Source organism: Paraburkholderia hayleyella (assembly GCF_009455685.1).
Classification (GTDB): Bacteria; Pseudomonadota; Gammaproteobacteria; order Burkholderiales; family Burkholderiaceae; genus Paraburkholderia; species Paraburkholderia hayleyella.
On record NZ_QPES01000002.1, the window covers coordinates 553,659 to 578,165 of the forward strand.

The window sequence follows — 24,507 nt, forward strand, 5'->3', positions numbered from 1 at the left end:
ACGATAATCTCAAAAATACTTACCGCTCCGGATGACTCGCGCCGCAACCTGCCGCAGTGTATTCAGCCGATGCCACCAGAACCGGATGACATGGAAGCCAAACCTCCCCGCCGCACTCGTGAACGGATTCTCGAACTGTCATTGAAACTGTTCAATGAAATCGGTGAACCCAACGTCACCACGACGACCATTGCCGAAGAAATGGAAATCAGTCCGGGCAACCTGTATTACCACTTCCGCAATAAAGACGACATCATCAACAGCATCTTCAGCCAGTTCGAGCAGGAGATCGGCAAGCGCCTGCGTTTTCCCGAAGGACGGCGCGCCACCATCGACGAAATGTGGGCCTATCTGCAATACATGGTCGAGTTCACCTGGCGCTACCGCTTTCTGTACCGCGATCTGAATGACCTGCTCGCGCGCAACCGCACCCTCGAAACACAGTTCAAGCAGATCATCAGCCATAAGGTCCGGTTTGCCAGACAGTTCTGCGAGCAGTTAATGGCCGACAACGAAATGGAAGCCACACCCGCTGAAATTCAGGTAATCTCCACCAACATCGGCGTCATTGCTACTTATTGGCTGTCCTATCAGTTCGTCATGAATCCGCGCAAATACAACGAACCCGAAACCATTCGCGCTGAGCTGCATCAGGTCAGCATGCAGATCATCTCGTTGATGGCGCCATATTTGCGCGGCTGCTCGCGCCAGCTCTTCGACGATCTGGTCTCGGGCAAGCTGCCCCGGCGCGAGTATGCCGATTACCTGCCACCGCGTGAAAACAACACCAGCAAGACGCAGAACAGCGCTTCGCCACGTCCTGCCAGCAAGGTGCTTCGTTCATGAAATCAGTCTGTGTATATTGCGGCTCCGCCACCGGAGCACGCCCGCTGTATGCCGATGCGGCGCGCGGCTTGGGTCAGGCGCTGGCGCAAGCCGGCATCGGGCTGGTTTTTGGCGGCGGCAAGGTCGGCCTGATGGGCGTGCTGGCCGATGCCGCGTTGGCCCACGGCGGCCATGCGACAGGCGTGATTCCCGAATTGCTCGTCAGCCGGGAAGTCGCGCACACCGGCCTCTCCGAGTTGCTGATCGTGCCGGACATGCACCAGCGCAAAAAGAAAATGGCGGATTTGTCCGATGCGTTCGTCGCCATGCCGGGCGGCGTCGGAACCCTCGAAGAGCTATTTGAAGCTTTTACGTGGGCCAAACTCGGCTATCACCACAAGCCCGTCGCGCTGCTCAACCTCGATGGCTTTTACGACCCGCTGCTGGCGCTGTTACAGCACACAGTGCGCGAAGGCTTCATGCAGCAAGCCTGGCTCGACACGCTGGTCATCGAACACGAGCCGCTCGCGCTGCTCGACAGGTTGCAGCGCTATCAGCCACCCGCCCCCGATCAACGGAGCGCGCATCGTCAAGCGATGTGAGCACGGCCTGAAAATCCGCATCGCGGCAAAAACCCAACCCCTCCGTCAAAACGACGAACCCGGTTCACGCAAAAACGCGCTTTCTTCTTCGGTCGATGGGCGCGACAGCACCGCATTGCGATGCGGGAAGCGTCCAAAGCGCTCGACGATCACCGCGTGCTGCAACGCAAATGCGTAATAGCCTTCACCACCGGGCTCGGCTTCGAGCGCCTTGAACAAGCGCAGCGCTTCGCGCTGGCTGGCCAGGGTTTCATCGTGTTCAAACGGCAGATACGCAAACGCGCGGTGATGCGCGCTCGGCAAGCACCGGTCGGCGCCGCTCGCCACCAGATCGCGGGCGATCTCCAGTGCTTTCGGATCAGCCGAAAACGCGTGCGGCGTGCCGCGATGGCAATTGCGCGAGAACTGGTCGAGCACAATGATCAACGCCAGCGTCCCCAGCGGCGTGGCGCACCATGCATCCAGCGCCCCCGCGCGGCCCGCTTCGATCAGCGCGCCAAAGCGCTCGCGCAGCATCGCATCGAAAGCGTCATCGCGGGCGAACCAGGCCTTACGGCGCTGGCCATAGTCCGCTGAATCCGGCGCGCCAAACCAGCAATCGAGAACCGCTTTCGCACGCACATCGAGGGCAGCGTAATCGGCCTCCGTGCGGTAGTCCATCAAGCGTTGTTTCATTTCGCGCTCACCTCCCGTTGCAATCTCAAACACCCCACCCCATCGCGCCTTACCCCTCGCGCAACGAGCGCCAGGCCGAACGCCGCAGCACATGACGCAAGCTCAGCCAGCCACCCAGCCCCGCGCAGCCGACACCCGCGGCCATGCCCACCGGCAGCAGCCACAGGTTGAACGCCAGGTGAAAATCGAACACGTAAGTGGCCAGCACCCAGCCAATGGCCTGCGCCCCGAGCGCGGCCAGCAGCCCGGCCAATGCGCCCACCGCGATGAATTCCGCAACCTGCACCGCCCGTACCTGGCGATGCGAGGCCCCCAGCGCCCGCAACAAGGCGGATTCGCGCATGCGCTCGTCACGGCTTCCGGCGAGCGCGGCATACAGCACCAGCAGGCCCGCCGCGAGCGTGAAGACAAACAGGAACTGCACCGCGCCAATCACCTGCGCCAGCATCTGCTGCACCTGCGTGAGAATCGGTGCCGTGTCGATCGCGGTGAGGTTCGGCCAGGTGTCGATCAGCCTGTCGATCGTGGCGCGCTGCCTCGCGGGCAAATGAAACGCGCTCATGAATGTCGCCGGATACGCCTGCAGCACCTCGGGTGGCATCAGCACAAAGAAGTTCGCCTTGAACGAACCCCAGTCGAGCTTGCGCAGGCTGGTCACCGGCGCTTCCAGCGTCTGCCCCGCGACATCGAAACGCAACTGGTCGCCCAGCTTGAGTTCCAGCGTTTTCGCCAGACCCTGTTCGAGTGAAATCTGCGCTTGCGGATTCGTGCCAAACCACGTTCCGGCAGCGATACGGTTATCGTCCGGCAGATGCGTGGTGTAGGACAGGCTAAATTCGCGGTCCACCAGGCGGCGGGCCTGGCTGGTCTTGTAACTATCCGGATTGACCGCGTGGCCGTTGATTGCCACCAGCCGCGCCCGCACCATCGGTGACAGCACCACGCCCGGTACGCCCTGGTCAGCCAGATAGCGCGTCAGCGCCTCGCGCTGGTCAGGCTGGATATCAATCAGAAACTGGTTTGGCGCATCGGGCGGCGAGGCTTGACGCCAACCCTCGATCAGATCGTTACGCGTCATGGCAATCAATAACAGGCACATCAGGCCGATGCCGAGCGCGGTAATTTGCAGCGCGCTCGCACCACGCCGCCGCTCCAGCGATGCCAGCGCATAGCGCCAGCCGAAACTGGTATGCAGGCGCGGGCTGCGTGCCAGACGCGCCGCCACCCAGAGCGCCAGCTGCGCCACGCCCGCAAAGAGCAGCAAGCCCACGGCAAACCCACCGGCGACAATGCCCCCCAGGCGGATTTCGCCGGCGGCCAGCACTAGCAGCGCGGCAAATAGCGCAATGCCCAGGCCATAGGCAAGCCAGGCGGTCCGCCCTGCCTCGCCCCACTCGCGGCGCAGCACCCGCAGCGGCGAAACACGCGTGAGCGGCACCAGCGGCGGCAGAGCAAAGCCGAGCAGCAACACCAGCCCTGTTACGACCCCCTGAAGCGCGGGCCAGAGGCGGGCAGCGGGCAAGGCGACATCAATCAGGCTGCCGAGCCAGCGCAGCAGCACGAGATGCCCGGCAAAACCCAGCATCACCCCCGCCAAGCCGCCGATTAAACCGAGCGCGAGAAACTCAAGGGCAAACAGCGTGCGCAAGGCGGCCTGGCTCATGCCAAGACAGCGCATCACCGCGCAGCCATCCAGATGACGCCGCATGTAGCGATGCGCGGCCATGGCGATGGCGACCGAAGCCAGGAGCGCCGTCAGCAGCGCGACTAGCGTGAGAAAGTGGCGGGCACGCTCAAGCGTCTGGCGCACTTGCGGCTGGCCGTCCTGCAAGGATTCGAGCGCGACCCCACGCAGCTTGCCGCCATCCACCTCGGCATGCGCCCAGGCGGCATACTGCGCCAGCGCCAGGTCTGGGCCCGCAACCAGCAGCCGGTAAGTGACGCGGCTGCCATAGGTGATGAGGCCCGTCGCAGGCAGATCGTCGGCGCGCAGCATCAGACGTGGAGAAAAATTGACGAAGGCAAACCCCCGGTCCATCTCGCGCGTGATGAGCGCGCCAATCGTAAACGCATGCTGGCCGATTTGCACCTTATCGCCGACCTGCAGCTTCAAGGCATCGAGCAGCGCGGCATCGGCCCAGACCGTCCCTGGCGCGGGAATGGACAGCGCGGGACGATCTGGAAGATTCGGGCCGTCCGCAATACGCAGCGCACCGCGCAGCGGGTAGCCGGGGGAAACGGCCTTGAGCGCCGCGAGGCGGGTAACCGGTTGGGCGGCGGGTTGTGAAGACGGTTGTGAAAATGGTTGCGAAGCGGGCTGTACCGCGGAAGAAGCAGAAGAAGCGGAAGAAGACGGAACCGCCAGGGCGGGCAGCGTCAGCGCGCGCACCATGCTTGGGAAAATCGCGGTGGTGGCGCTCCTCAATCCTAGCGCTTGTGCCTTGTCACGGAATACTGCGGGAACAGGATGATCGGCCTGCACGATGAAATCCGCGCCGATCATCTGGCGGGCATCGCGCTCGAGCCCTTGATTCAGCCGGTCGGCCAGAAATCCCACGCTGGAAAGCGCCGCCACCGCGAGCAACAACGCCAGCAACAGCATGGTTAGCTCGCCCGCGCGCCAGTCGCGCTGCGTCATGCGCGCAGCTTGCCGCAGTAGCGCCAACGCGCCGAGACCGCGCGCCGCCGAAACCGTTGCAACCGTTGCAACCGTTGCAACCGTTGCAACCGCGCCGATCGCTTCGGCCTCGCTGGCCTTTTTACCTGCTTTCGTCTCTTGTTCCGCGCTCAATCGTGTCGGCTCCTGGCTAGCCGCGACACCATGCGGGCCCCCATGGCACGAAAACCGCCCTGCACGCCACGCCACAAACGCGGCAAAGCCCATGCCGCCAGCAGCAAGAACCCCAGCAGAAAGATCAGAAACAGCACGGGCACAAAGAGCGCCAGCAACAGGCCGCCAAAAACCAGACCGTCTTCAGCCGTGGAAGTCACAACGTTCGACACAGGCTCGGGCGACAGATTGATCAGTGCCCGCGTCCCCGCTTTGGCCATATGCGCGGTACCTGCGAGCGTACCGCCCGCCAGCCCGGCTATCGTGAGCAGCGCCGGATCGGCGTGGCCGAGTGCGCCCACGGCCAGCACCGCACCGGCCGGAATCCGGATAAAGGTATGAATCGCGTCCCAGAATGAATCGAGCGCGGGAATCTTGTCGGCAAAAAACTCAATGGCGCCCAGCACGGCTGCCGTGCCCATCACCCAGGGCGAGCCCAGCACGGAAAGCGTGTCGGGCAAGTGGATCCAGCCCAGGCGCTCTAACCCGCCGGCCAGCAGCACCGTGAGATAAAGACGCAAACCGCTACCCCAGGAAAGACCTGCGGCAAGAGAGAGAGATTCGAGCATGGCCGCCTCCTGGCGCGTTGCGTGGGGTTGGGCTCATCATCTTCAGACGCGGCACGGATGCCGCGCTCAAGCGAAACCCGCGCGAGATCCGGGGCGCGGGGCGTGTTATTCGACATTTTCGAGCGGCCAAGCGGTTTTATTATAGTCAGCGCTCATGCTCCGACTCTGGCAGCGGCTGGCGCGCGTGGCGCGGCGGCCGCCGTCAGTGGCCGCTGGAAAGCTTGAGGCCAATCAGCCCGATGACGATCAGCGCGGCACTCGCCACCCGCGCGAGCGTGAGCGCCTCACCCAGCACGACGATGCCCACAATGAAAGCGCCCACCGCGCCGATACCCGTCCAGATGGCATAAGCCGTACCCAGCGGCAGTTGCCGCATCGCCAGCGCCAGCAGGACGAAACTGCCCGCCGCCGTGACCAGCGTAAACACCGAGGGCCAGAGCCGGGTAAAACCATCGGACGCTTTCAGGCCCGCAGCCCACGCCACTTCAAGCAGACCCGCAATGAAAAGAAAAATCCATGACATGAGGCAACTCCCTGTACCGGATGGGGTCGTCCCCGTGAAAGCGCATACGCCAGGTCGTCCTGGCGCGCCGCCATCATAGCAAACCCTTACAGGCTGGGCTGTGGCTTAAGGCAGAACGCATACCGGCAGCATTCCGCCGCCCGCCGCCCGCCGCCCGCCGCCCGCCGTCCGCCGCCCGCCGTCCGCCGCCCAGTCGCTCAGCCGCCCAGTCGCTCAGCCACTCAGCCACTCAGCCACTCAGCCACTCAACCGTTACCCTCGATCACTCCCGTCAGGCGGTAGCCCACCCCGGTTTCGGTGACGATATGTTCCGGTTGCGCCGGGTCGCGTTCCAGCTTTTGCCGCAAATGCGCCATGTAAATCCGCAAATAGTGATAGCTCTCGACGTGTGACGGGCCCCAGACCTCACGCAGCAATTGCCGGTGCGTCAGCACCCGGCCTGCATGACGCAGCAGCAGCGCCAGCAGCCGGTACTCAAGCGGTGTCAGATGCACCGTCACGCCGTCGCGGCTCACCACGCGCCGTATCTGGTCAACCTGCACCGCGCCAAAGCGCACCAGCGGCGTATCGTTTGCCCCCGCCGCACGGCGACGGCGCAATTGCGCGCGAATTCGCGCCAGCAGCTCCGACACGCCAAACGGCTTGCTCAGATAATCGTCGGCTCCAGCGTCGAGCGCGGCCACCTTCTCGCTTTCCTGCGTGCGCGCCGACAGCACGATAATCGGCACTTCGCTCCAGCCGCGCAGCGCGCGGATCACCTCGAGCCCCTCGATATCCGGCAAGCCCAAATCGACAATCACCAGATCCGGCTGGCGCGTTGCGGCTTCGACCAATCCTTGCTTGCCGGTCTGCGCCTCATGCACCGTCATGCCCTCGGCTTCGAGTGAAAGTCGCACAAAACGGCGAATCTGTTTTTCGTCTTCGATCAGCACAATCGTGAAATGGGTGGCGTGCGTGGCATGCGGCGCGCTCATGACAAGGCCTCTTCTTCGAATCCATCGGAGCCATCTGGAACCGGCGGCGGTATTCCAACCGGCAGCGTGAACCAGAAACGCGCGCCCTCCACCACGCCCTGCGGTGACAGCCGGTTGAACGCGCCAATCGCGCCACCATGCGCCTCGACAATCGCCCGGCAAATCGCCAGGCCCAGGCCCACGCCGGGTTGCGCCAGCTCTTTCGCGCCTCGCGTGAATTTTTCGAAAATACGAGTTTCCATGCCACCCGGCAAACCCGGCCCCGCGTCATCGAGCATGACGCGCACAAACGGCTTGCCTTCCACGTCGATGCATTGCGCGCCGATGATGAGTGGCGCATCGGCAGGGGTGTATTTGGCGGCATTTTCGAGCAGGTTCGACAGCAGCCGCTCCATCAGCACCGCGTCGAGTTGCAGCAGCGGCAAAGCCGCAGGCAGCGCGACTTGCACCGGATGCCCCGCCAGCACCCGGCGGCAAGCGCGCAATGCCGCGCCCACGGTCTCTTCGAGCAGCGACCATTGGCAATTCAGACGCATTCCGTGTGCTTCGAGCCGCGCCATATCCAGCAGATTGGTGACGATGCCTGTCATGCGCAGGGCTTCTTCGTGAATCGCCAGGGCTAACTCACCATCCGGCAAGCCGCCCGGCTGTACCGCATCGGCATCGGCATCGGCATCGGCATCGGCATCGGCATCGGCGTGGATTTGAGCATGCGCCAGCATCGAGGAAAAACCCACGATGGTCGTCAGCGGCGTGCGCAGATCGTGCGAAATCGCCGAGAGCAAGGCATTGCGCAAACGCTCGGATTCCATATTGACGAGCGCATCGCGGGCGACCTCGACGTAATGCACCCGTTCAAGCGCCAGCGCGATCTGCGCCGCGAACGCATCGAGCATCCGGCGCTGCTCCGGCGTCTCCCGTGCGGCGTTGAGGCTGGTCTCGCTCCGGCCTCTATCGCTTCTATTGCCCCTATCACCCCTGTCACCCCTATTGCCCCTGCCACCCCGGTCATCCTCGAGCCACTGCAATGCCAGCACGCCACGCGTGCGCATCGGCGCTTTCAGCGGCAAGTAGAGCGCCACCGCCGCGGGCAGCGTATCGGTACCGCAGCCCGCCGGCTTTTGCTGGTCGTACACCCATTGCCCGACATCGAGATCCAGACTGGCGCCAGCGAGGGTCTGCGGCGCATCGGCGGCACCTGGCATGGGCTGCAAGCGCTCCGCGTGATCGGGCAGCAACAGCGCCACCCTTGCGCCAAAGACTTCGCTGACGTGACGGCTGCCCGTCGCCACGATCTGCTCGATGCTGAGCGCCGAGGCCAGCTCACCCGCCATCGCATACATCACCCCAGTGCGCGCTTCGCGGCGGCGCGCCACGCTCGCCTCGCGGCGCAGGCTGGAGGTGAGATGGCTGATGACCAGCGCGGTGAGCAGCATGCCCAGAAAGGTCAGCAGATATTGCGTATCGGACACCGACAGCGACAGGCGCGGCGGCACGAAGAAATAATCGAAGGCAGCCACGCTCATGAATGAGAGCGCCACACTAGGCCCGCGCCCCAGTTTCACCGCCGCGAAGATCACGCCGAGCAAATACAGCATCACCAGGTTCGTCAGGTCGATGCGCTCATCCAGTTGGCTCGCCAGCAGCGTCAGCGCCGTGCAGATGCCTGCGGCCCATGCATAGGCGCGCGGCGTGGAGCGCGGCTCGCGGGCCGCCGCGAGCGCCTCGCGCCACGTCTGCGCGCCCGCGGCAAAGCCCGTGCGGCGGTCTGTAGCGCCGTCGCGCGCCGCGTCCGGATGAATCAGGATCAAATCCAGCGCGAGCGCGCCTTGCGCCAGACGCTCGCCCAACGGTCGGCGCAGCCAGCGTTTCAAGCCCGTGCGCGGCGCGCCACCGGCAACCAGCTTCGAGACATTGCGCACGCGTGCATAACCGGCCAGCGTGGTCAATGCATCCGGGCCCGCGAGCGTCGTGGTTTCCGCGCCCAGTTCGGCCGCGAGGCGCAACGCGTCGAGCGTGTAGGCGCGGCGGGCGGCGGGCAAACGCTGCAAACGGGGGGTTTCGACATACACCGCGAGCCAGTCGGCTTTCAGGCTCGCCGCCAGCCGTGCCGCCGCCCGCACGAGGGCGGGGGCTTCCGGCCCAGGCCCGACGCACACCAGCAAGCGCTCGCGCGCCTGCCAGATCTGTGAAATCGAACGGTCCGCGCGGTACTCGCGCATCTGCGCATCCACCCGATCCGCCGTGCGGCGCAGCGCCAGTTCGCGCAAGGCGATCAGGTTGCCTTTGCGGAAAAAGTGGCGCACCGCGCGCTCGGCCTGGTGCGGCAGATACACCTTGCCATCGCGCAAGCGCTGCAATAGTTCCTCGGCTGGCAGATCGACCAGCGTGACTTCGTCGGCGAGATCGAAGACACGGTCGGGTACCGTTTCCCAGACGCGAATGCCCGTGATCTGCCCGACGATATCGTTCAGGCTCTCCAGATGCTGGACATTGACAGTGGTGTAGACATCGATGCCCGCGTCCAGCAGCTCCTGTACGTCCTGCCAGCGCTTCAGGTGCCGCGTGCCCGGAACGTTCGAATGCGCCAGTTCATCCACCGCGATGAGGCGTGGTGAGCGCACGAGCGCGGCATCGAGGTCGAACTCGTCCAGCGTGCGGCCACGATAAGCGAGACGCAGCGGCGGCAGCAGTTCGAGCCCCTCGAGCAGCGCGGCGGTTTCGCTGCGGCCATGGGTTTCAGCGATGCCGATCACGACATCGGCGCCCTCATCGCGCAGCCGCCGCGCAGCCTGCAGCATCGCGCAGGTTTTACCCACGCCCGCCGACGCGCCAAAGAAAATCTTCAGCCGCCCGCGCTGACGTTTTTCTTCGTCGCGTTGCAACTGGTCGAGCAAGGCATCCGGATCAGGACGGGGCATAAGGTAACGAAACAGTAGCGAAACAGTAGCGAAGCGGTGGCGAAGCGCTCAGGGAAGGGCTCATGGTGACACGATGCGCGCCACCGCTGGCTTAAACCACGGGCGCGAGCCGGTTTCCAGGCTTGGGGCCCGTTCAGCCGCTGCCTTCAAGTCCCGCCACCCGCCGCCGCATCGAGCGCCAGGTTCAGGCGCAACACATTGACCGTGGGCTCACCCAGCACGCCGAACTGGCGCGGGCTCGTCGCACGCTGCACCAGGGCACGAACCGCCGCCTCCGTCATCCCCCGCGAGCGCGCCACCCGCGCCACCTGATACGCCGCCGCAGCAGGGCTGAGCGCCGGGTCGAGGCCACTGGCCGAGGCGGTGACCAAATCGACCGGCACCGGCTGCGACATATCGGTGCCCGCCGCCGCGAGCGCCGCGATCCGGCCTTTCACCGCCTGCGCCAGCGCCGGATTCAAAGGCCCGACATTGGCCCCGCCCGAACCCTGCGCGTTATAGGGCATCGGGCTGGTCGCCGAGAGCCGGCCCCAGAAGTACTGCGGCGCGTCGAACTGCTGGCCGATCAGCGCCGAGCCCACGATCTGGCCATCGCGCTCCAGCAAGCTGCCGTTCGCCTGGTGCGGGAACGCCGTCTGGCCGATCAGCGTGATGACAGCGGGATACGCCAGCCCCGTCACAACAGTCAGCGCAATAAAAATGACCAACAAGGGGCGAAGAGCCTGTTTCATGATTCGCGTTTCCGTTTTTCCGTTTCAGTGAGGGGAGAAACCACCCGGCCCAAGCGAGCCTTCCTGCTCAAACCCATCCCAGTGCAACCAGCAGCAAGTCCACCAGCTTGATGCCGAGAAACGGCACCACGATCCCGCCGAGGCCATACACCAGCAGATTGCGCCGCAACAGGCGCGCCGCCCCGAGCGCGCGGTAACGCACCCCTTTGAGCGCAAGCGGAATCAGCAGCACGATAATCAGCGCGTTAAAAATCACCGCCGACAAGATCGCTGAAGCCGGGGTCGCCAGATGCATCACATTGAGCGCATTCAGTTGCGGGTAAGTCGCCGCGAACGCCGCGGGAATCACCGCGAAATATTTGGCGAGGTCGTTGGCAATCGAGAACGTCGTCAGCGAACCGCGCGTCATCAGCATCTGCTTGCCGATCTCGACGATCTCGATCAGCTTGGTCGGATTCGAATCCAGATCGACCATGTTGCCCGCCTCGCGCGCGGCCTGAGTGCCGGTGTTCATCGCCACCGCGACATCGGCCTGGGCCAGCGCGGGGGCATCGTTGGTGCCGTCGCCGGTCATCGCCACCAGGCGGCCTGCCGCCTGGTGCGCGCGGATCGCTTCCAGCTTGGCTTGCGGCGTGGCTTCGGCGAGAAAATCATCGACTCCGGCTTCGGCGGCAATCGCGGCGGCGGTCAGGCGGTTATCGCCGGTCACCATGATGGTCTGGATACCCATCTGGCGCAGCTCGGCAAAGCGCTCGCGGATGCCGCCTTTCACCACGTCTTTCAGCTCGATCACGCCGAGCACCTGCGTCGTGCCGCCCTGCCGCTCGGCCACCACCAGTGGCGTGCTGCCCCGGCGCGCGATGCTCGCCACGGCTTCGTTCACTTCAGGCGGAAAACGGCCGCAGCCCCCTCGCCTTCGACGTATTGCTTCACGGCATCGGCCGCGCCTTTGCGAATTTCACGTCCGGGCAAATCGACGCCGCTCATACGCGTCTGTGCGCTGAACGCCAGAAAGCGGGCCTGCAACGCGGCCATATCCCGTTGCCGCAGCGCGAAACGTTGCTTGGCCAGCACCACAATACTGCGGCCTTCGGGGGTTTCATCGGCCAGCGAAGCCAGTTGCGCCGCATCCGCCAGCGTCGCCTCAGACACCTGGGGCGCGGGCACGAAGGCACAGGCCTGGCGGTTGCCGAGCGTGATCGTGCCGGTCTTGTCGAGCAGCAGCACATCGACATCGCCCGCGGCTTCGACGGCCCGGCCCGAGGTGGCGATCACATTGGCTTGCATCATGCGGCTCATGCCCGCCACGCCGATCGCCGAGAGCAAGCCACCGATCGTCGTCGGAATCAGGCACACCAGCAATGCCACCAGCGCGGTAATCGTGACCACCTGCCCCGCGCCCGCCGCCTGCACGGCGAACAGCGAAAACGGCAGCAAGGTCGCGGTAGCCAGCAGCAGCACCATCGTTAGCGCCACCAGCAAGATCGTCAGCGCGATTTCGTTGGGTGTTTTCTGCCGCTTCGCCCCTTCGACCATGGCGATCATCCGGTCGAGAAAAGCCTCGCCCGGATTGGCGGTGACCCGCACCACGAGCCAGTCCGAAAGCACCCGCGTGCCGCCCGTCACCGCCGAGAAATCGCCGCCTGATTCACGAATCACCGGTGCCGATTCGCCCGTGATGGCGGATTCGTCGACCGAGGCCACGCCTTCGATCACCTCGCCATCGGCGGGGACGGTATCGCCGGTTTCGATCAGGACCACGTCGCCGCGGCGCAGATCCGCCGCTGCCAGCACGCGTACCGCCGCCTCACGCTGCGGCGCCTCGAGCTTTTTCGCCAGCACGTTCTGTTTGGCGCCGCGCAACGCGGCCGCCTGGGCTTTCGAGCGGCCTTCGGCCAGCGCCTCCGCGAAATTGGCGAACAGCACGGTGAACCAGAGCCAGAGCGATACCGCGAGAATGAAACCCGCAGGGGCTTCGGCCTGACCCGCGAGCGCGGCGAACCACAGCACCGTGGTCAGAATGCTGCCGACGTACACACAGAACATCACCGGGTTGCGCACCTGCGTGCGCGGGGTGAGTTTTTTAAAAGCCGCGACGAGCGCCGGACGCACGAGCGTGCGCTCGAAAATGCCGGGCAGGTGTGGCTTGACGAGGGAATCGGTCATCTTGTGTCGAGTCCAGAAGTGTTCCAGGTGTTCAGGTGTGCCCGATAGGGATAGGGGAACGGGGCTTCATCAGTCATCGCCTCATGCGAGGTCACGACCCATGCGCCAGCAGCATCAGGTGTTCGACGCCCGGACCGAGCGCGAGCGCTGGCACATAAGTCAGCGCCCCGACCAGCAGCACCACGCCCAGCAGCAACGCGACAAAGAGCGGCCCATGAGTAGGCAGCGTGCCGCCCGTGACGCCGATACGCGGCTTCGCGGCCAGCGCGCCCGCGAGCGCTAGCACCAGCACAATCGTGCCGAAGCGGCCAAACCACATCGCTATCGCCGTCAACACGTTGTAAAACGGCGTGTTCACCGACAACCCGCCAAACGCGCTGCCGTTGTTATTGGCCGCCGAGCTGAAGGCGTACAGAATCTCCGAAAAACCATGCGGCCCCGGATTGCCGAGCCCCGCACGGCCCGCCTCGGTCAGCACCGCCAGCGAGGTCGCCAGCAATACCAGCAGCGGCGTCAGCAGCACCACCAGCGACACCATCTTCATCTCATAGGCTTCGATCTTCTTGCCGACGTATTCGGGCGTGCGGCCAATCATCAAACCTGCGACGAACACCGCCAGCAGCGCGAACACCAGCATGCCGTAGAGCCCCGAACCCACGCCGCCAAACACCACCTCACCCAGTTGCATCAACAGCAGCGGATACAAGCCTCCGAGCGGCGTGAGCGAATCGTGCAGGGTATTGACCGCGCCGCATGAGGCCGCGGTGGTCGTCACCGTGAACAGGCCCGACTGCGTGATGCCAAAGCGTGCCTCCTTGCCTTCCATGTTGCCGCCGGGTTGCAAGGCGCTCGCGTGCTGGTCGACATGCAGCGCGGTGAATACGGGGTTACCGCTTTGCTCGGCGGCGATCTCGCCTGTCACGCAGGCCGCGAACAGCAGCGTCATCACCGCCAGCAGCGCCACCCCCTGACGCCGGTCGGCAATCATGCGGCCAAACACAAGACACAACGCGGCCGGAATCAGCAAAATCGCAAACATCTGCAGGAAGTTGGAAAACGGCGTGGGGTTCTCGAACGGATGCGCCGAGTTGGCATTGAAAAACCCGCCACCGTTAGTACCGAGCATCTTGATCGCTTCCTGCGAGGCGACCGGGCCCAGCGCCAGGGTCTGCTGCGTCACCGTCATGGCCTGCAGCGTCGGCTGGCCCGGCGCATCGGGTTGCGCGGCAAGGTAATGCGTGGCCTGCAAGGTCGGTACGGTTTGATACGCGTGGAAGTTCTGGATCACACCCTGCCCGATCAGCAGCACCGCGATCAGGCTAGCCAGCGGCAGCAGCACATACAGCGTCACGCGCGTGAGGTCCACCCAGAAGTTGCCGAGGGTCTGCGCCGTATGGCGCGCAAAGCCCCGGATCAGGGCGATCACGACGACGATGCCGGTCGCGGCCGAAAGAAAGTTCTGCACCGTGAAGCCGAGCATCTGCGCGAGATAGCCCACAGTTTGCTCGGGCGAATAATCCTGCCAGTTGGTATTGCTGACGAAGCTCACCGCGGTATTGAACGCGCCATCCGGGCTCATCGCCCCCAGATGCTGCGGATTGCCCGGCAGAGCGCCTTGCAGGCGCAAGAGGCCATACAGCACCAGTACGCCCAGCACATTGAACGCGAGCGTGGCCAGGGCATAGGATCTCCAGCTCATTTCGGCGCCAGGATCGACGCCCGCCATGCGGTACAGCACACGTTCGAGCGCGCCGCAAAAACGGACGACACGCGCGCTACCGTCCATCACGCGCGTGATATAGCCCGACAGCGGCACCGCGCAGGCCAGAAGCAGCACCATGAAAACGACCACTTGCAGAACATGGCTGGCGATCATTCGATGTCCTCCGCGCGCAGCAGCGCGTAGACGAGATAGCCAAACAGCAGCATCGCCGTGGCGCCGGCCAACCAGAGAATCCAGTTCATGAGCGCGCCCCAGGGCTTGGGCGCGAGGGTCTTAACCTCGCGCAAGCGGCAATCAGGCCATAGCTCAGCGCAGCAAAGAGCACGAGCCCTCCGACATACAGCAGATCCATCATGGGTTCTCCGGGTAATGAACAGGGACAGGATGAACAGCCACAACGGTATGCCGATGCGTGTAAAAGCCGGATTAAAGATTCAGGAGGGGATATAAAAATCGTGTAAACGGCGCGCGCTCATGGTGTCCGTGGTGTCTACCGATCGTCCGCTGATGAAACCGCTGGTGAAACGTCAAGAATTCGCCTTGCTGGAACGCATGACATATATCCGTTATCCGTTACTTACCCAGGCCCATTAATCATCCATCCACGACGCCAATCACGGAAAATCAGGGGGCTCGTGCAAACCCGTCCCAAGTAAGCCCAAAGCTTTCCTGATGAACGCTTTGGGCTGTCATGTCTTAGCGTCCGTCCAGCTTCCCAAGGTCTACCGGATCCTCCAGGTCCGCCCAGATTTCATTCTCTAAAACCAGCGGCGCATTGGGAACATCAGGCATATCAGGCATATCAGGCACATCGGATATATCCGATACGTCCGACGAACTGTCCATCGACGATTGCAATATCAGTGAAAAACCCGGCCTGAACCCGGCCAACCAGTCAGTTAATTCCGTCCGGCGGACCCGATTTAAATATTCGTAACTAGAAATTTTCAACAAGTTTAATTTCTTAGATTTTTCGATAAACGTTTTAAGCTCAGCGGCTCCAACTGAATCCGCCAGATCCGAGATTAATTTTTCAAGATGCTCCAGCTTACTTAATTCATTCAGGCAAGACTGCGTTATTTCGATCCCAGACACATGAAAAATTTTCAGGTATTTCAAGCCACCACGAGTCAGAATGGCAACAATATTACTATTAAATAGCTCATCTGACATTGTTGCCTCATCCGCGCTCTCATCAACCAGCTCGGCTCCGGATGCACATACCTCCTTCAAGACGACACCATGAAACATCAAGCTCATGGCACGAGTGCAGAAAATACTATTTCCGACATTCAGAAAATTCAAATTTCTGAAACCATGACTCACTCGATGACACACTTGATAATCTAGCGGATCAAAAACACATTCGTTCATAAACAGAGTTTTCAAATTCTTCATTCCAGCCAATCCCAGAAAAAGAATATTACTAACACTCACCCCTGAAATCTTAAAATTGACGAGCGCTTCACATTTCGCAAAACAGGTCGCCGCATTTTTCTCCAGGAAGCAATCTAATAAATTCACGTCTTCTAAAGCGATAGGCTGATCCGGCTGAACCTCAAACTCCAGACTGGATTTGCGTAATTCGATGTTTTTCAGTTCAAGAGTTTTCAAGTTTTTGTTAGATAGCAGCCAGACAGGATCCAGAATCGGTAGGGGCTGGCTTTCCGGATCGAGGGTGTCTAGCTCAAGACCGATCAAACGCCCGCTCTCCACCAGAGTTTTCGAGCTCATCAGCCGCTGGATTAAAGACGATATGAATTCTGGCGTGCCCAAGGCTATCAACTCGAATTTATTCTGCTCCAGAAAGACTTCATTTAGCATTAAATCCAGCAAGATTTGACTATGCCGCTCTAACATATTCGAATTCAGCCGCACCCTGACATGAGGAAAAAACCTCATGATTTTCAGAATATTTTTTCTTAACCCGGCCTCGGGCAAATTTTTCTGCAACTCTCTTTTAATGCATTTTTCACTCAACTTTTCCGCTATACCGGGGGCACTCGCTGCATGCCAAACCTGATCTTCAGCACTCGCATCCCATAAATTTTTACTGAATTCAGCATTAAATTTTTTAGACAGAAATTTAAATTTTTCGAGCTTCTCGAAAAAATATTTTTCACACCCTTCTCCTGGGTTGGCCAATGACTCGCCAATGATTATCTTTTGCAAATTAAATGGAAGGTCCCTTGATTTATTTTCTTCGACCCTTGCCTCCTGCTCGCCCTCTTGATCGACCTGTCTTATCTTTTTATTTGAATCATCATTGAAATTCGCACCATCCAGGTACCGTTTTTTAGACGAGTAATTTATATTTAGCATGATGAATTTTTAATATACTGGTTTTAAATTTTGTCTTTTTTCTTCAACTAGCCAGAAGGAGCACAATATGTAACCGGCACGGCAAAAAAGTTCTTTCGCCTCAAAAAATCATCTGCCAACGGGTTTATATCAGGGTAAAAAAAGTAAAATTCCGTCGGCCGACAAAATGCCGCGCCATCGCACTTATTTGGGCGATGGCGTGAACGCCGGTATCAACGGCTCCAGGGCGACGCATAACTCGTTACTGATTTTTTGTCTTGTCATGCCGCCAGGATACGGAGGACATCGCTCAATGTCCCGGTTGGGTTAGCAACTCTAACTGTCCATCCGCGGATAAAAATCCAGTTTAAAACCCGGCCTGAGCCTGGTCGACCAACTAACTAATTCCGTCCGGCTGGACAGATCCAAATCTTGACAATCATTCATTACCAACTGTTTTAATTCTTCAGATTTTTCGATAAATTCTTTAAGCCCATCAATTCCAACCGTATCCGGTTTACCTAGCCTTAAATTTTTAAGATGCTTCAGTTCACTTAATCCATTCAGACAAGGCTGCGTTATTTTCATCCCCAACGCATCAAAATTTTTCAGACATTTCAAGCCACCATCAGCCAGGATGGTGATAATACTTCTACTAAACAACTCACCTGACATTTTTATATCCCTGCGACCATCAAACACCGTGTGAATCGATGCATCTATATCCGTCAAGGCCGCCCCACGAAACATTACGTCTATGGCATTACCGTGAAAAATGCTATTCTTGAGACTCAGAACATTCAAGCTGCTGAAACCATCACGCACGCGATAATCGTCCTGACCTAAAAAACATTTATTCATAAACAAAGTTTTCAAATTCTTCATTCCAGCCAATCCCAGAAGAAGAATATCACTAACATTCACCTCTGAAATCTTAAAACTAATGAGCGCTTCACATTTCGCAAAACAGGTCGCCTCATCTTGCATCATGAAGCAATCTAATAAATCCACGTCCTCTAAAACAATGGGCTGATCCGGTTGAACTTCGAGTTCTCGACTGGGTTTGCATAACTCGATTCGTTTCAGATTAAGGGTTTTCAAATTTTTGTGCGATAGCAGCCAGACAGGATTCAGAATCGGTAGGGCTGGACTTTCCAGAGGTGAGGTGCTGGTTAGATTAAGACCGATCAAACGCCCGCTCTCCACCAACGTTTTCGAGCTCATCAATTTCTGGATTATAGACGATATAACTTCTGGCCTGCCCGAGGCTATTAGTTCGAATTTATTCTGCTCCAGAAAGACTTCATTTAGCATTAAATCCAGCATAATTTTATTATGATGCATTGACTTATCCGGAGACAGCTGAATCCTGACATGAGGAAAAAACCTCATGATTTTCAGAATATTTTTTCTTAACTCTGCCTCAGGCAAACCTTTCTGCAGCTCTCTATTAATGCATTGTTCGCTCAATTTTCCCACTACACCGGGGGCACTCGTTGCATGCCAAACCTGATCTTTAGCACTCGCATCCCATAAATTTTTACTGAATTCATAATTAAATTTTTTAGACAGCAATTTAAATTCAGCGAGATTCTTAAAAAAATATTCTTCACGATCCGCTCCTGGATCGAGCAACACCTCGCCAATGATTATTTTTTGCAAATTAAATGGAAGATTATTTAATTTATTTTCTTCGACCCTTGCTCTCTGCTCGTCACCCTGATTGACCTGCTTTATTTTTTTATTTAAATCATCACTGGAATTCACATCGCCCTGGAAACACTTTTTAAACGAGAACTTTATATTTGGCATGGCAGGTATTGGATATTGGATATATTGATTTTAAATTTTGTCTCTTTTTCTCAACTAGCCGAAAAGAGTGCAATATGTAACTAGCACGGCAAAAAAGTTCCGCGGCCAATGAATCAAAATCATTCTGGCCGGCACCATAAAATCAAATGGAACTCTTTCCCACTACGCGTTACCTAGCTTCAGCATCACGAAAATCGCAGGATTCTCATCGCAACCTACGCGCCTCGTCCAGAATAGCGGCCATGGCGCTTATTCACCTGTTTCACATGCAAAAAATTCTTTAATCTCAAGAAAAAATCATCTGCCAACGGGTTTATATCAGAATAAAAAAACAAAATTTCGCCGGCCAACGAAATGCCGCGCAATCATGCTTATTCTCAACAGAATTTTTCAGCTTCTATAACCGCTGAAATACAGCCAGACAATCACATCCAGAGCCAATCCAGCGACGAGAACCCCATGCAGGGTTCAAGGGAGAGCAACGTCGCATGAATATCGAGACGCCGCTCTAAGCGCATGCGCAGCTTGCCGAAACCGGCAAACCAGGCATGCGCGCCCTCAACCACCTAACGATGCCAGCCCAGCCGTTCTTTGCTCTCGACGTCACGCCGGGCAATGCATGCCGTGATCCCACGCTGTTTCAGGTACTGCCCTGCAGCGGGCGAAGTCGTAGCCCTTGGGCGATGGCGTGAACGCCGGCATCAACGGCTCCAGGGCGGCCCATAACTCGTTACTGATTTTTCGTCTTGTCATGCCGCCAGGATATGGAGGACATCGCTCAATGTCCATAAAAATACAGTTCAAAACCCGGCCTGAGCCTAGTCGACCAGCTAAATAATTCCGTCCGGCTGGCCGGATCCAAATCTTTATAATAATTAATCATCAAACTTTTTAAGTTTTCAGATTTTTCGATAAATCCTTTAATCTCATCGACTTCAATCGTATCCGGCACGGTCGATATTAATTTCTCAAAATGCTTCAATTTACTTAATCCACTCAGGCAAGACTGCGTTATTTTGATCCCAAACATATGAAAAAATTCCAGATACTTCAAGCCATCATCAGCCAGGATGGCGACAATATTTTCATTAAATAACGCCTCTGACTTTTCATTAAATAACGCCTCTGACGTTTTTACATCGCCCGGGTTATTATCAAATACCCTGAAAATCAATGCATTTATATGCTTCAAGGCGGCACCACGAAACATTACGTTCATGGCACGAGCGCAAAAAAGGCTAGCATTGACATTCAGAAAATTCAAGCTACTGAAACCATGATTCACTTGATGACACACTTGATAATCTATCCAATTAAAAAAACATCCAGTCATAAATAAAGTTTTCAAATTCTTCATTTCAGCTAATCCCAGGAAAAGAACCTCACTAACAACCACCCGTGAAATCTTAAAACTAACGAGCGCTTCACATTTCGCAAAACAGGTCGCCACATCTTGCACCATGACGCAATCTAATAAATCCACGTTCTCTAAACCGATGGGCTGATCCGGTTGAACTTCGAGTTCTCGACTGGATTTGCGTAACTCGATCTGTTTCAGATTAAGGGTTTTCAAATTTTTGTGCGATAACAGCCAGACAGGATCCAGAATCGGTAGGCGCGCACGTCCTAGAGGAGAGTCGCTGTTCAGATTAAGGGGGCTCAAGTTTTTATGAGATAGCAGACAGACAGGATTCAGAATCGGTAGGTCCGGACTTTCCAGAGGTAAGGTGCTGGTTAGATTAAGACCGATCAAACGCCCGCTCTCCACCAACGTTTTCGAGCTCATCAACTTCTGGATTATAGATGATATAACTCCTGGCTCGTCCGAGGCTATTAGCTCGAATTTATTCTGCTCCAGAAAGGCTTCATTTAGCATTAAATCCAGCAAAATTTTCCTATGCCGATTTAACATCTTCGGAGACAGCCGAATCCTGATATGAGGAAAAAACTTCATGATTTTCAGAAGATTTTTTCTTAACTCTGCCTCAGGCAAACCTTTCCGCAGCTCTCTGTCAATGCATTGTTCGCTCAATTTTCCCGCTACACCGGGAGCACTCGCCGCATGCCAAACCTGATCTTTGGCACTCGCATCCCATAAATTTTTACTGAATTCAGAATTAAATTTTTTAGACAGCAATTTAAATTCAGCGAGATTCTTAAAAAAATATTCTTCACAGTCCGCTCCTGGATCGATCAGCACCTCGCCAAGGATTATCTTTTGCAAATGAAATGGAAGATTATTTAATTTATTTTCTTCGACCCTTGCTCTCTGCTTGCCATCCTGATTGACCTGCTTTATTTTTTTATTTAAATTATCACTGGAACTCGCGTCACCCTGGAAACACTTTTTAAACCAGAAAATTATATTTAGCATGGTAGATGTTGGAGTTGAACATACCGATTTTAAATTTTGTCTCTTTTTCTTAACTAGCCCGAAAGAGTGCAATATGTAACTAGCACGGCAAAAAAGTTCCGCGGCCAATGAATCAAAATCATTCTGGCCGGCACCATAAAATCAAATGGAACTCTTTTCCACTACGTGTTACCTAGCTTCAAAATCACGAAAATCGCAGGATCCTCACCGCAACCTACGCGCCTTGTCCAGAATAGCGGCCATGGCGCTTATTCACCTGTTTCACATGAAAAAAAATTCTTTAATCTCAATAAAAAATCATCTGCCAACGGATTTATATCAGAATAAAAAAAACAAAATTTCGCCGGCCAACGAAATGCCGCGCAATCATGCTTATTCTCAACAGAATTTTTCAGCTTCTATAACCGCTGAAATACAGCCAGATAATCACATCCAGAGCCAATCCAGCGACGAGAACCCCATGCAGGGTGCCGCTCACGAAACAGGGACGGTATTGCACAACGCGCGGCCCCAAATCGACCCGCAAGGCCGGAGCCCGCTCCATCTCGTTGTCTTGCACCAAGGGGAAAATCTTCGACTGGTCGACCTGTTGATTTGCCACAACCACGCGCTGCTTGACGCCCAGGACAATGAACTCAAAACCGCCATGCATTACGCGGTAATCAGAGGAAATTTATATCTGACATGGAAGCTCATCTATCGCGGCGCGAATCTTTTTTTACGCGACAACGCAGGTAAAACCGCGCTCGATTATGCAAAAGACATTCGAGCGGAAAAATTGATCGCCCTGCTGGAAAATTCAGAAAAACAGTGCAACCGGAGCATCACCGGCCCCTGGCTTAACCTCGAGGCGCTCCGGCTCCTGCCTGAAGCGCCCATCACGCAGACGCAGCCGGGCCCTCACTCACCCGGCTCCCACTAGCGTTCAGCGCGGCACACCACAGCCGGGCCGCGCCTATGGCAACAGCACCGTCGAGCCTGTCGTGCGGCGCGCCTCCAGATCGATATGAGCCTGACTCACGTCCGCCAGCGCATAACGCTGGTTAATGCTGGTTTTCACCTTGCCCGAGAGCAAGACCTCGAACAACTCCGCCGACATGGCTTCGTAATCCTCGCGCCGGCTCATATACGTGAAGAGCGTCGGCCGCGTGAAAAAGAGCGAGCCGCGTCCGGCAAGCTCGGAAGAATCAAGCGGTGGCAGCGGCCCTGAGGCATTGCCAAAGCTGACGAACATGCCCAGCGGCGCGAGGCAATCGAGCGAGGCGAAATACGTATCCTTGCCTACCGAGTCATAGACCACCGGCACGCCCGCGCCCTGGGTAATCTCACGCACCCGTTTGGCCAGGTTTTCGCGGGTATAGACCACGGGATAATCGCAGCCATGGGCATGAGCCAGCGCCGCTTTTTCGTCGTTGCCGACCGTGCCGATCACCGTCGCGCCGAGCGCCTTCGCCCACTGGCACACCAGCAGCCCGACGCCGCCCGCTGCGGCATGAATCACGATCGTGTCGCCCGCCTGCACGCGGTACGTGCGGCGCAGCAGATACTGCGCGGTCAAGCCTTGCAGCATCACCGAAGCCGCCTGCTCGTCGCTCAGGCCGTCGGGCACGCGCACCACCTGGGCCGCAGGCAGCACCCGCTCCTCGGCGTAAGCGCCCGGTGGGCGCGCGACATAGGCGACGCGGTCGCCCACCTTCAGCGCCGTCACGCCCTCGCCGACCGCGCTCACCTCGCCTGCAGCTTCCATTCCCAGCCCGCCTGGCAACGGCAGGGGATACAGCCCCGTGCGGAAGTACACGTCGATATAGTTCAGGCCCACCGCGCGCTGGCGAATCCGGATCTCGCCAGCGGCCGGTTCACCTACGGCGACATCGACCCACTTCATCACTTCCGGACCCCCGGTTTTGTCAAAACGGATTGCTTTCGTCATACCTGTTTCTCCTGTTTATCCTGTTTATCCTGTTTATCCTGATTGCGCAGGTTGCGCGGATTGCGCGGTCATCCAGCCGCATGAGACGCGATGTCAGGCGGCCTGCGCCAAACGCAGGGCCAGCACATCAAGAATCATCCGGGCCGTCGAAATATTGGTGGCGCACGCGACGTTATGCACATCACAGGCGCGCACCAGGGCGTTGATATCGGGTTCGTGGGGTTGTGGCGTCATCGGGTCGCGCAGAAAGATCACCCTGTCCACCCGGCCTTCCGCAAGCTGCGCGCCAATTTGCAGGTCGCCGCCATGCGGGCCCGAAAGCATGCATTCAACCTCGAGCCCATGGGCGGCGGCGATCCGCGCGCCCGTCGTGCCCGTGGCCAGCAGCGCGCATTGGCTGAGCGTGGCGGCATATTCCCCCGCGAGTTTCACGATGTCGTCTTTCTTGCGATCGTGCGCAATCAGCGCAATACGGGGTTTCATGACAAGGCGCTCCTGGTGCGGGATGAATGGCGAACTGCGGTTGTCGTGGTGAGCATGCCGGGCGTGGTCGATGTGGCCGATGTGGCCGATGTGGCCGATGTGGTCGATGTGGTCGATGTGGTCGATGTGGCCGACCTGATCGACGTGATCCGCATGATGGGCCCGCTCTAGCCGAAAGGTCCGATTCTAAAAGAATCGCCGCCATGGCGTTGCCTGCGCAATCTTCGCTGGCATGCTCGCGTGCTTTCGGTAAACTCGCGGCCGGAACATCATGGGCTAGTCGCGCAAGATCTGGCCCGATGACTGGGCGCCCTGGCGCCTCCTGGGCACGCTTTTGCCCCCTTCGGCCTCTAAGTGCACCCGCCCTCAACCGTCTTCTTTCGCCGTCGCGTGGACGCTCGCCATGACTCAGGACAGCCGTTTCCCCAATCTTTTCATCCTCGATCACCCACTGATCCAGCACAAGCTCTCGCACATGCGCGACCGCGACACATCGACTCGCACGTTCCGCGAGCTACTGCGCGAAATCACCTTGCTGATGGGCTATGAAATCACCCGTAACCTGCCGATCACCACGCGCCGGGTCACGACTCCGCTCGTCGAAATCGATGCGCCCGTGATCGCGGGCAAAAAGCTGGCCATCGTGCCCGTGCTGCGCGCGGGCGTCGGTATGTCCGACGGCCTGCTGGAGCTGATTCCCTCGGCCCGCGTCGGCCATATCGGGGTGTATCGCGCCGACGATCACCGTCCGGTCGAATACCTCGTGCGCCTGCCGGACCTCGAAGACCGGGTGTTCATCCTGTGCGATCCGATGGTCGCCACCGGTTATTCGGCGGTGCATGCGGTCGATGTGCTCAGGCAGCGCGGCGTGAGCGCGGCCAACATCCTGTTTCTCGCGCTGGTGGCCGCGCCCGAAGGCGTCCAGGTGTTTCAGGAGGCGCATCCCGAGGTCAAACTGTATGTGGCATCACTCGATTCGCATCTCGACACGGACGCCTACATCGTGCCGGGCCTGGGCGATGCCGGGGACCGTCTGTTTGGCACGAAAAACTAGCCGCGGCACCCTCT

At 58.4% G+C, this 24,507-nt stretch carries 19 protein-coding genes and 2 pseudogenes; 5 read left to right on the forward strand and 16 right to left on the reverse strand.

Annotated elements, in window-relative coordinates; genetic code table 11:
* Window positions 1-90: 90 nt before the first annotated feature.
* Together GH657_RS16805 and GH657_RS16810 are read left to right on the forward strand one after the other, a co-directional pair.
* Window positions 91-846, forward strand: a complete 756-nt coding sequence (locus GH657_RS16805; protein ID WP_153102429.1) for a TetR/AcrR family transcriptional regulator — start codon at window positions 91-93, stop codon at window positions 844-846.
* The gene (locus tag GH657_RS16810; protein WP_153102160.1) at window positions 843-1,427 is read left to right on the forward strand and encodes an LOG family protein; all 585 of its coding nucleotides are present in this window, start codon (window positions 843-845) and stop codon (window positions 1,425-1,427) included. The genes GH657_RS16805 and GH657_RS16810 overlap by 4 nt, the downstream gene beginning before the upstream one ends.
* Window positions 1,428-1,472: 45 nt before the next feature.
* On the opposite strand, the gene GH657_RS16815 is transcribed toward GH657_RS16810, so the two are convergent.
* The 14 genes and pseudogenes from GH657_RS16815 to GH657_RS16880 form a co-directional block, all read right to left on the reverse strand.
* The gene (locus GH657_RS16815) at window positions 1,473-2,102 is read right to left on the reverse strand and encodes a DUF924 family protein (protein WP_153102161.1); all 630 of its coding nucleotides are present in this window, start codon (window positions 2,100-2,102) and stop codon (window positions 1,473-1,475) included.
* Window positions 2,103-2,151: 49 nt separating this feature from the next.
* Entirely contained in the window at window positions 2,152-4,740 is a 2,589-nt protein-coding gene (locus GH657_RS16820; RefSeq protein WP_153102431.1) for an ABC transporter permease, read from the reverse strand.
* A gap of 149 nt (window positions 4,741-4,889) precedes the next feature.
* On the reverse strand, window positions 4,890-5,501 hold the full coding sequence (locus GH657_RS16825; RefSeq protein ID WP_153102162.1) for a DUF4126 domain-containing protein: 612 nt from the start codon (window positions 5,499-5,501) through the stop codon (window positions 4,890-4,892).
* 202 nt (window positions 5,502-5,703) lie between these two features.
* The gene (gene sugE, locus GH657_RS16830) at window positions 5,704-6,024 is read right to left on the reverse strand and encodes a quaternary ammonium compound efflux SMR transporter SugE (RefSeq protein WP_153102163.1); all 321 of its coding nucleotides are present in this window, start codon (window positions 6,022-6,024) and stop codon (window positions 5,704-5,706) included.
* 245 nt (window positions 6,025-6,269) lie between these two features.
* Complete coding sequence (gene kdpE, locus GH657_RS16835) at window positions 6,270-6,998, reverse strand: two-component system response regulator KdpE (protein ID WP_153102164.1); 729 nt, start codon at window positions 6,996-6,998, stop codon at window positions 6,270-6,272.
* Entirely contained in the window at window positions 6,995-9,919 is a 2,925-nt protein-coding gene (locus GH657_RS16840) for a DUF4118 domain-containing protein (RefSeq protein ID WP_153102165.1), read from the reverse strand. The genes kdpE and GH657_RS16840 overlap by 4 nt, the downstream gene beginning before the upstream one ends.
* A gap of 146 nt (window positions 9,920-10,065) precedes the next feature.
* Window positions 10,066-10,650: a potassium-transporting ATPase subunit KdpC gene (gene kdpC / locus GH657_RS16845; RefSeq protein WP_153102166.1), complete on the reverse strand. Its 585-nt coding sequence runs from the start codon at window positions 10,648-10,650 to the stop codon at window positions 10,066-10,068.
* Between the two features lie 67 nt (window positions 10,651-10,717).
* A pseudogene (gene kdpB / locus GH657_RS16850) lies at window positions 10,718-12,816 on the reverse strand (potassium-transporting ATPase subunit KdpB).
* Window positions 12,817-12,907: 91 nt separating this feature from the next.
* Window positions 12,908-14,692, reverse strand: coding sequence for a potassium-transporting ATPase subunit KdpA (kdpA, locus tag GH657_RS16855; RefSeq protein WP_153102167.1), 1,785 nt, complete (start codon window positions 14,690-14,692; stop codon window positions 12,908-12,910).
* Window positions 14,689-14,781, reverse strand: a complete 93-nt coding sequence (gene kdpF / locus GH657_RS16860) for a K(+)-transporting ATPase subunit F (RefSeq protein ID WP_153102433.1) — start codon at window positions 14,779-14,781, stop codon at window positions 14,689-14,691. Before kdpF ends, kdpA begins: the two co-directional genes overlap by 4 nt.
* A 454-nt stretch (window positions 14,782-15,235) precedes the next feature.
* Window positions 15,236-16,861, reverse strand: coding sequence for a hypothetical protein (locus GH657_RS16865; protein ID WP_153102168.1), 1,626 nt, complete (start codon window positions 16,859-16,861; stop codon window positions 15,236-15,238).
* 315 nt (window positions 16,862-17,176) lie between these two features.
* Window positions 17,177-18,607, reverse strand: a complete 1,431-nt coding sequence (locus GH657_RS16870; RefSeq protein WP_153102169.1) for a hypothetical protein — start codon at window positions 18,605-18,607, stop codon at window positions 17,177-17,179.
* A gap of 470 nt (window positions 18,608-19,077) precedes the next feature.
* Window positions 19,078-19,330: pseudogene (locus GH657_RS16875) on the reverse strand (IS5/IS1182 family transposase); the annotation flags it as partial.
* Between the two features lie 100 nt (window positions 19,331-19,430).
* Entirely contained in the window at window positions 19,431-21,026 is a 1,596-nt protein-coding gene (locus tag GH657_RS16880; RefSeq protein ID WP_153102170.1) for a hypothetical protein, read from the reverse strand.
* Window positions 21,027-21,267: 241 nt separating this feature from the next.
* On the opposite strand from GH657_RS16880, the gene GH657_RS16885 reads away from it, so the two are divergent.
* On the forward strand, window positions 21,268-21,948 hold the full coding sequence (locus GH657_RS16885; RefSeq protein WP_174770014.1) for an ankyrin repeat domain-containing protein: 681 nt from the start codon (window positions 21,268-21,270) through the stop codon (window positions 21,946-21,948).
* 33 nt (window positions 21,949-21,981) lie between these two features.
* Here the strand turns inward: GH657_RS16885 and GH657_RS16890 are convergent, their stop codons facing one another.
* Together GH657_RS16890 and GH657_RS16895 are read right to left on the reverse strand one after the other, a co-directional pair.
* Window positions 21,982-22,956: a quinone oxidoreductase family protein gene (locus GH657_RS16890; protein WP_153102172.1), complete on the reverse strand. Its 975-nt coding sequence runs from the start codon at window positions 22,954-22,956 to the stop codon at window positions 21,982-21,984.
* A gap of 93 nt (window positions 22,957-23,049) precedes the next feature.
* Window positions 23,050-23,439, reverse strand: coding sequence for a methylglyoxal synthase (locus GH657_RS16895; protein ID WP_153102173.1), 390 nt, complete (start codon window positions 23,437-23,439; stop codon window positions 23,050-23,052).
* A gap of 15 nt (window positions 23,440-23,454) precedes the next feature.
* Between GH657_RS16895 and GH657_RS16900 the strand changes: the two genes are divergently transcribed.
* Together GH657_RS16900 and upp are read left to right on the forward strand one after the other, a co-directional pair.
* Window positions 23,455-23,610: a hypothetical protein gene (locus GH657_RS16900; protein WP_153102174.1), complete on the forward strand. Its 156-nt coding sequence runs from the start codon at window positions 23,455-23,457 to the stop codon at window positions 23,608-23,610.
* 232 nt (window positions 23,611-23,842) lie between these two features.
* The gene (gene upp, locus GH657_RS16905) at window positions 23,843-24,493 is read left to right on the forward strand and encodes a uracil phosphoribosyltransferase (protein WP_153102175.1); all 651 of its coding nucleotides are present in this window, start codon (window positions 23,843-23,845) and stop codon (window positions 24,491-24,493) included.
* The last annotated feature ends 14 nt before the right edge of the window (window positions 24,494-24,507 follow it).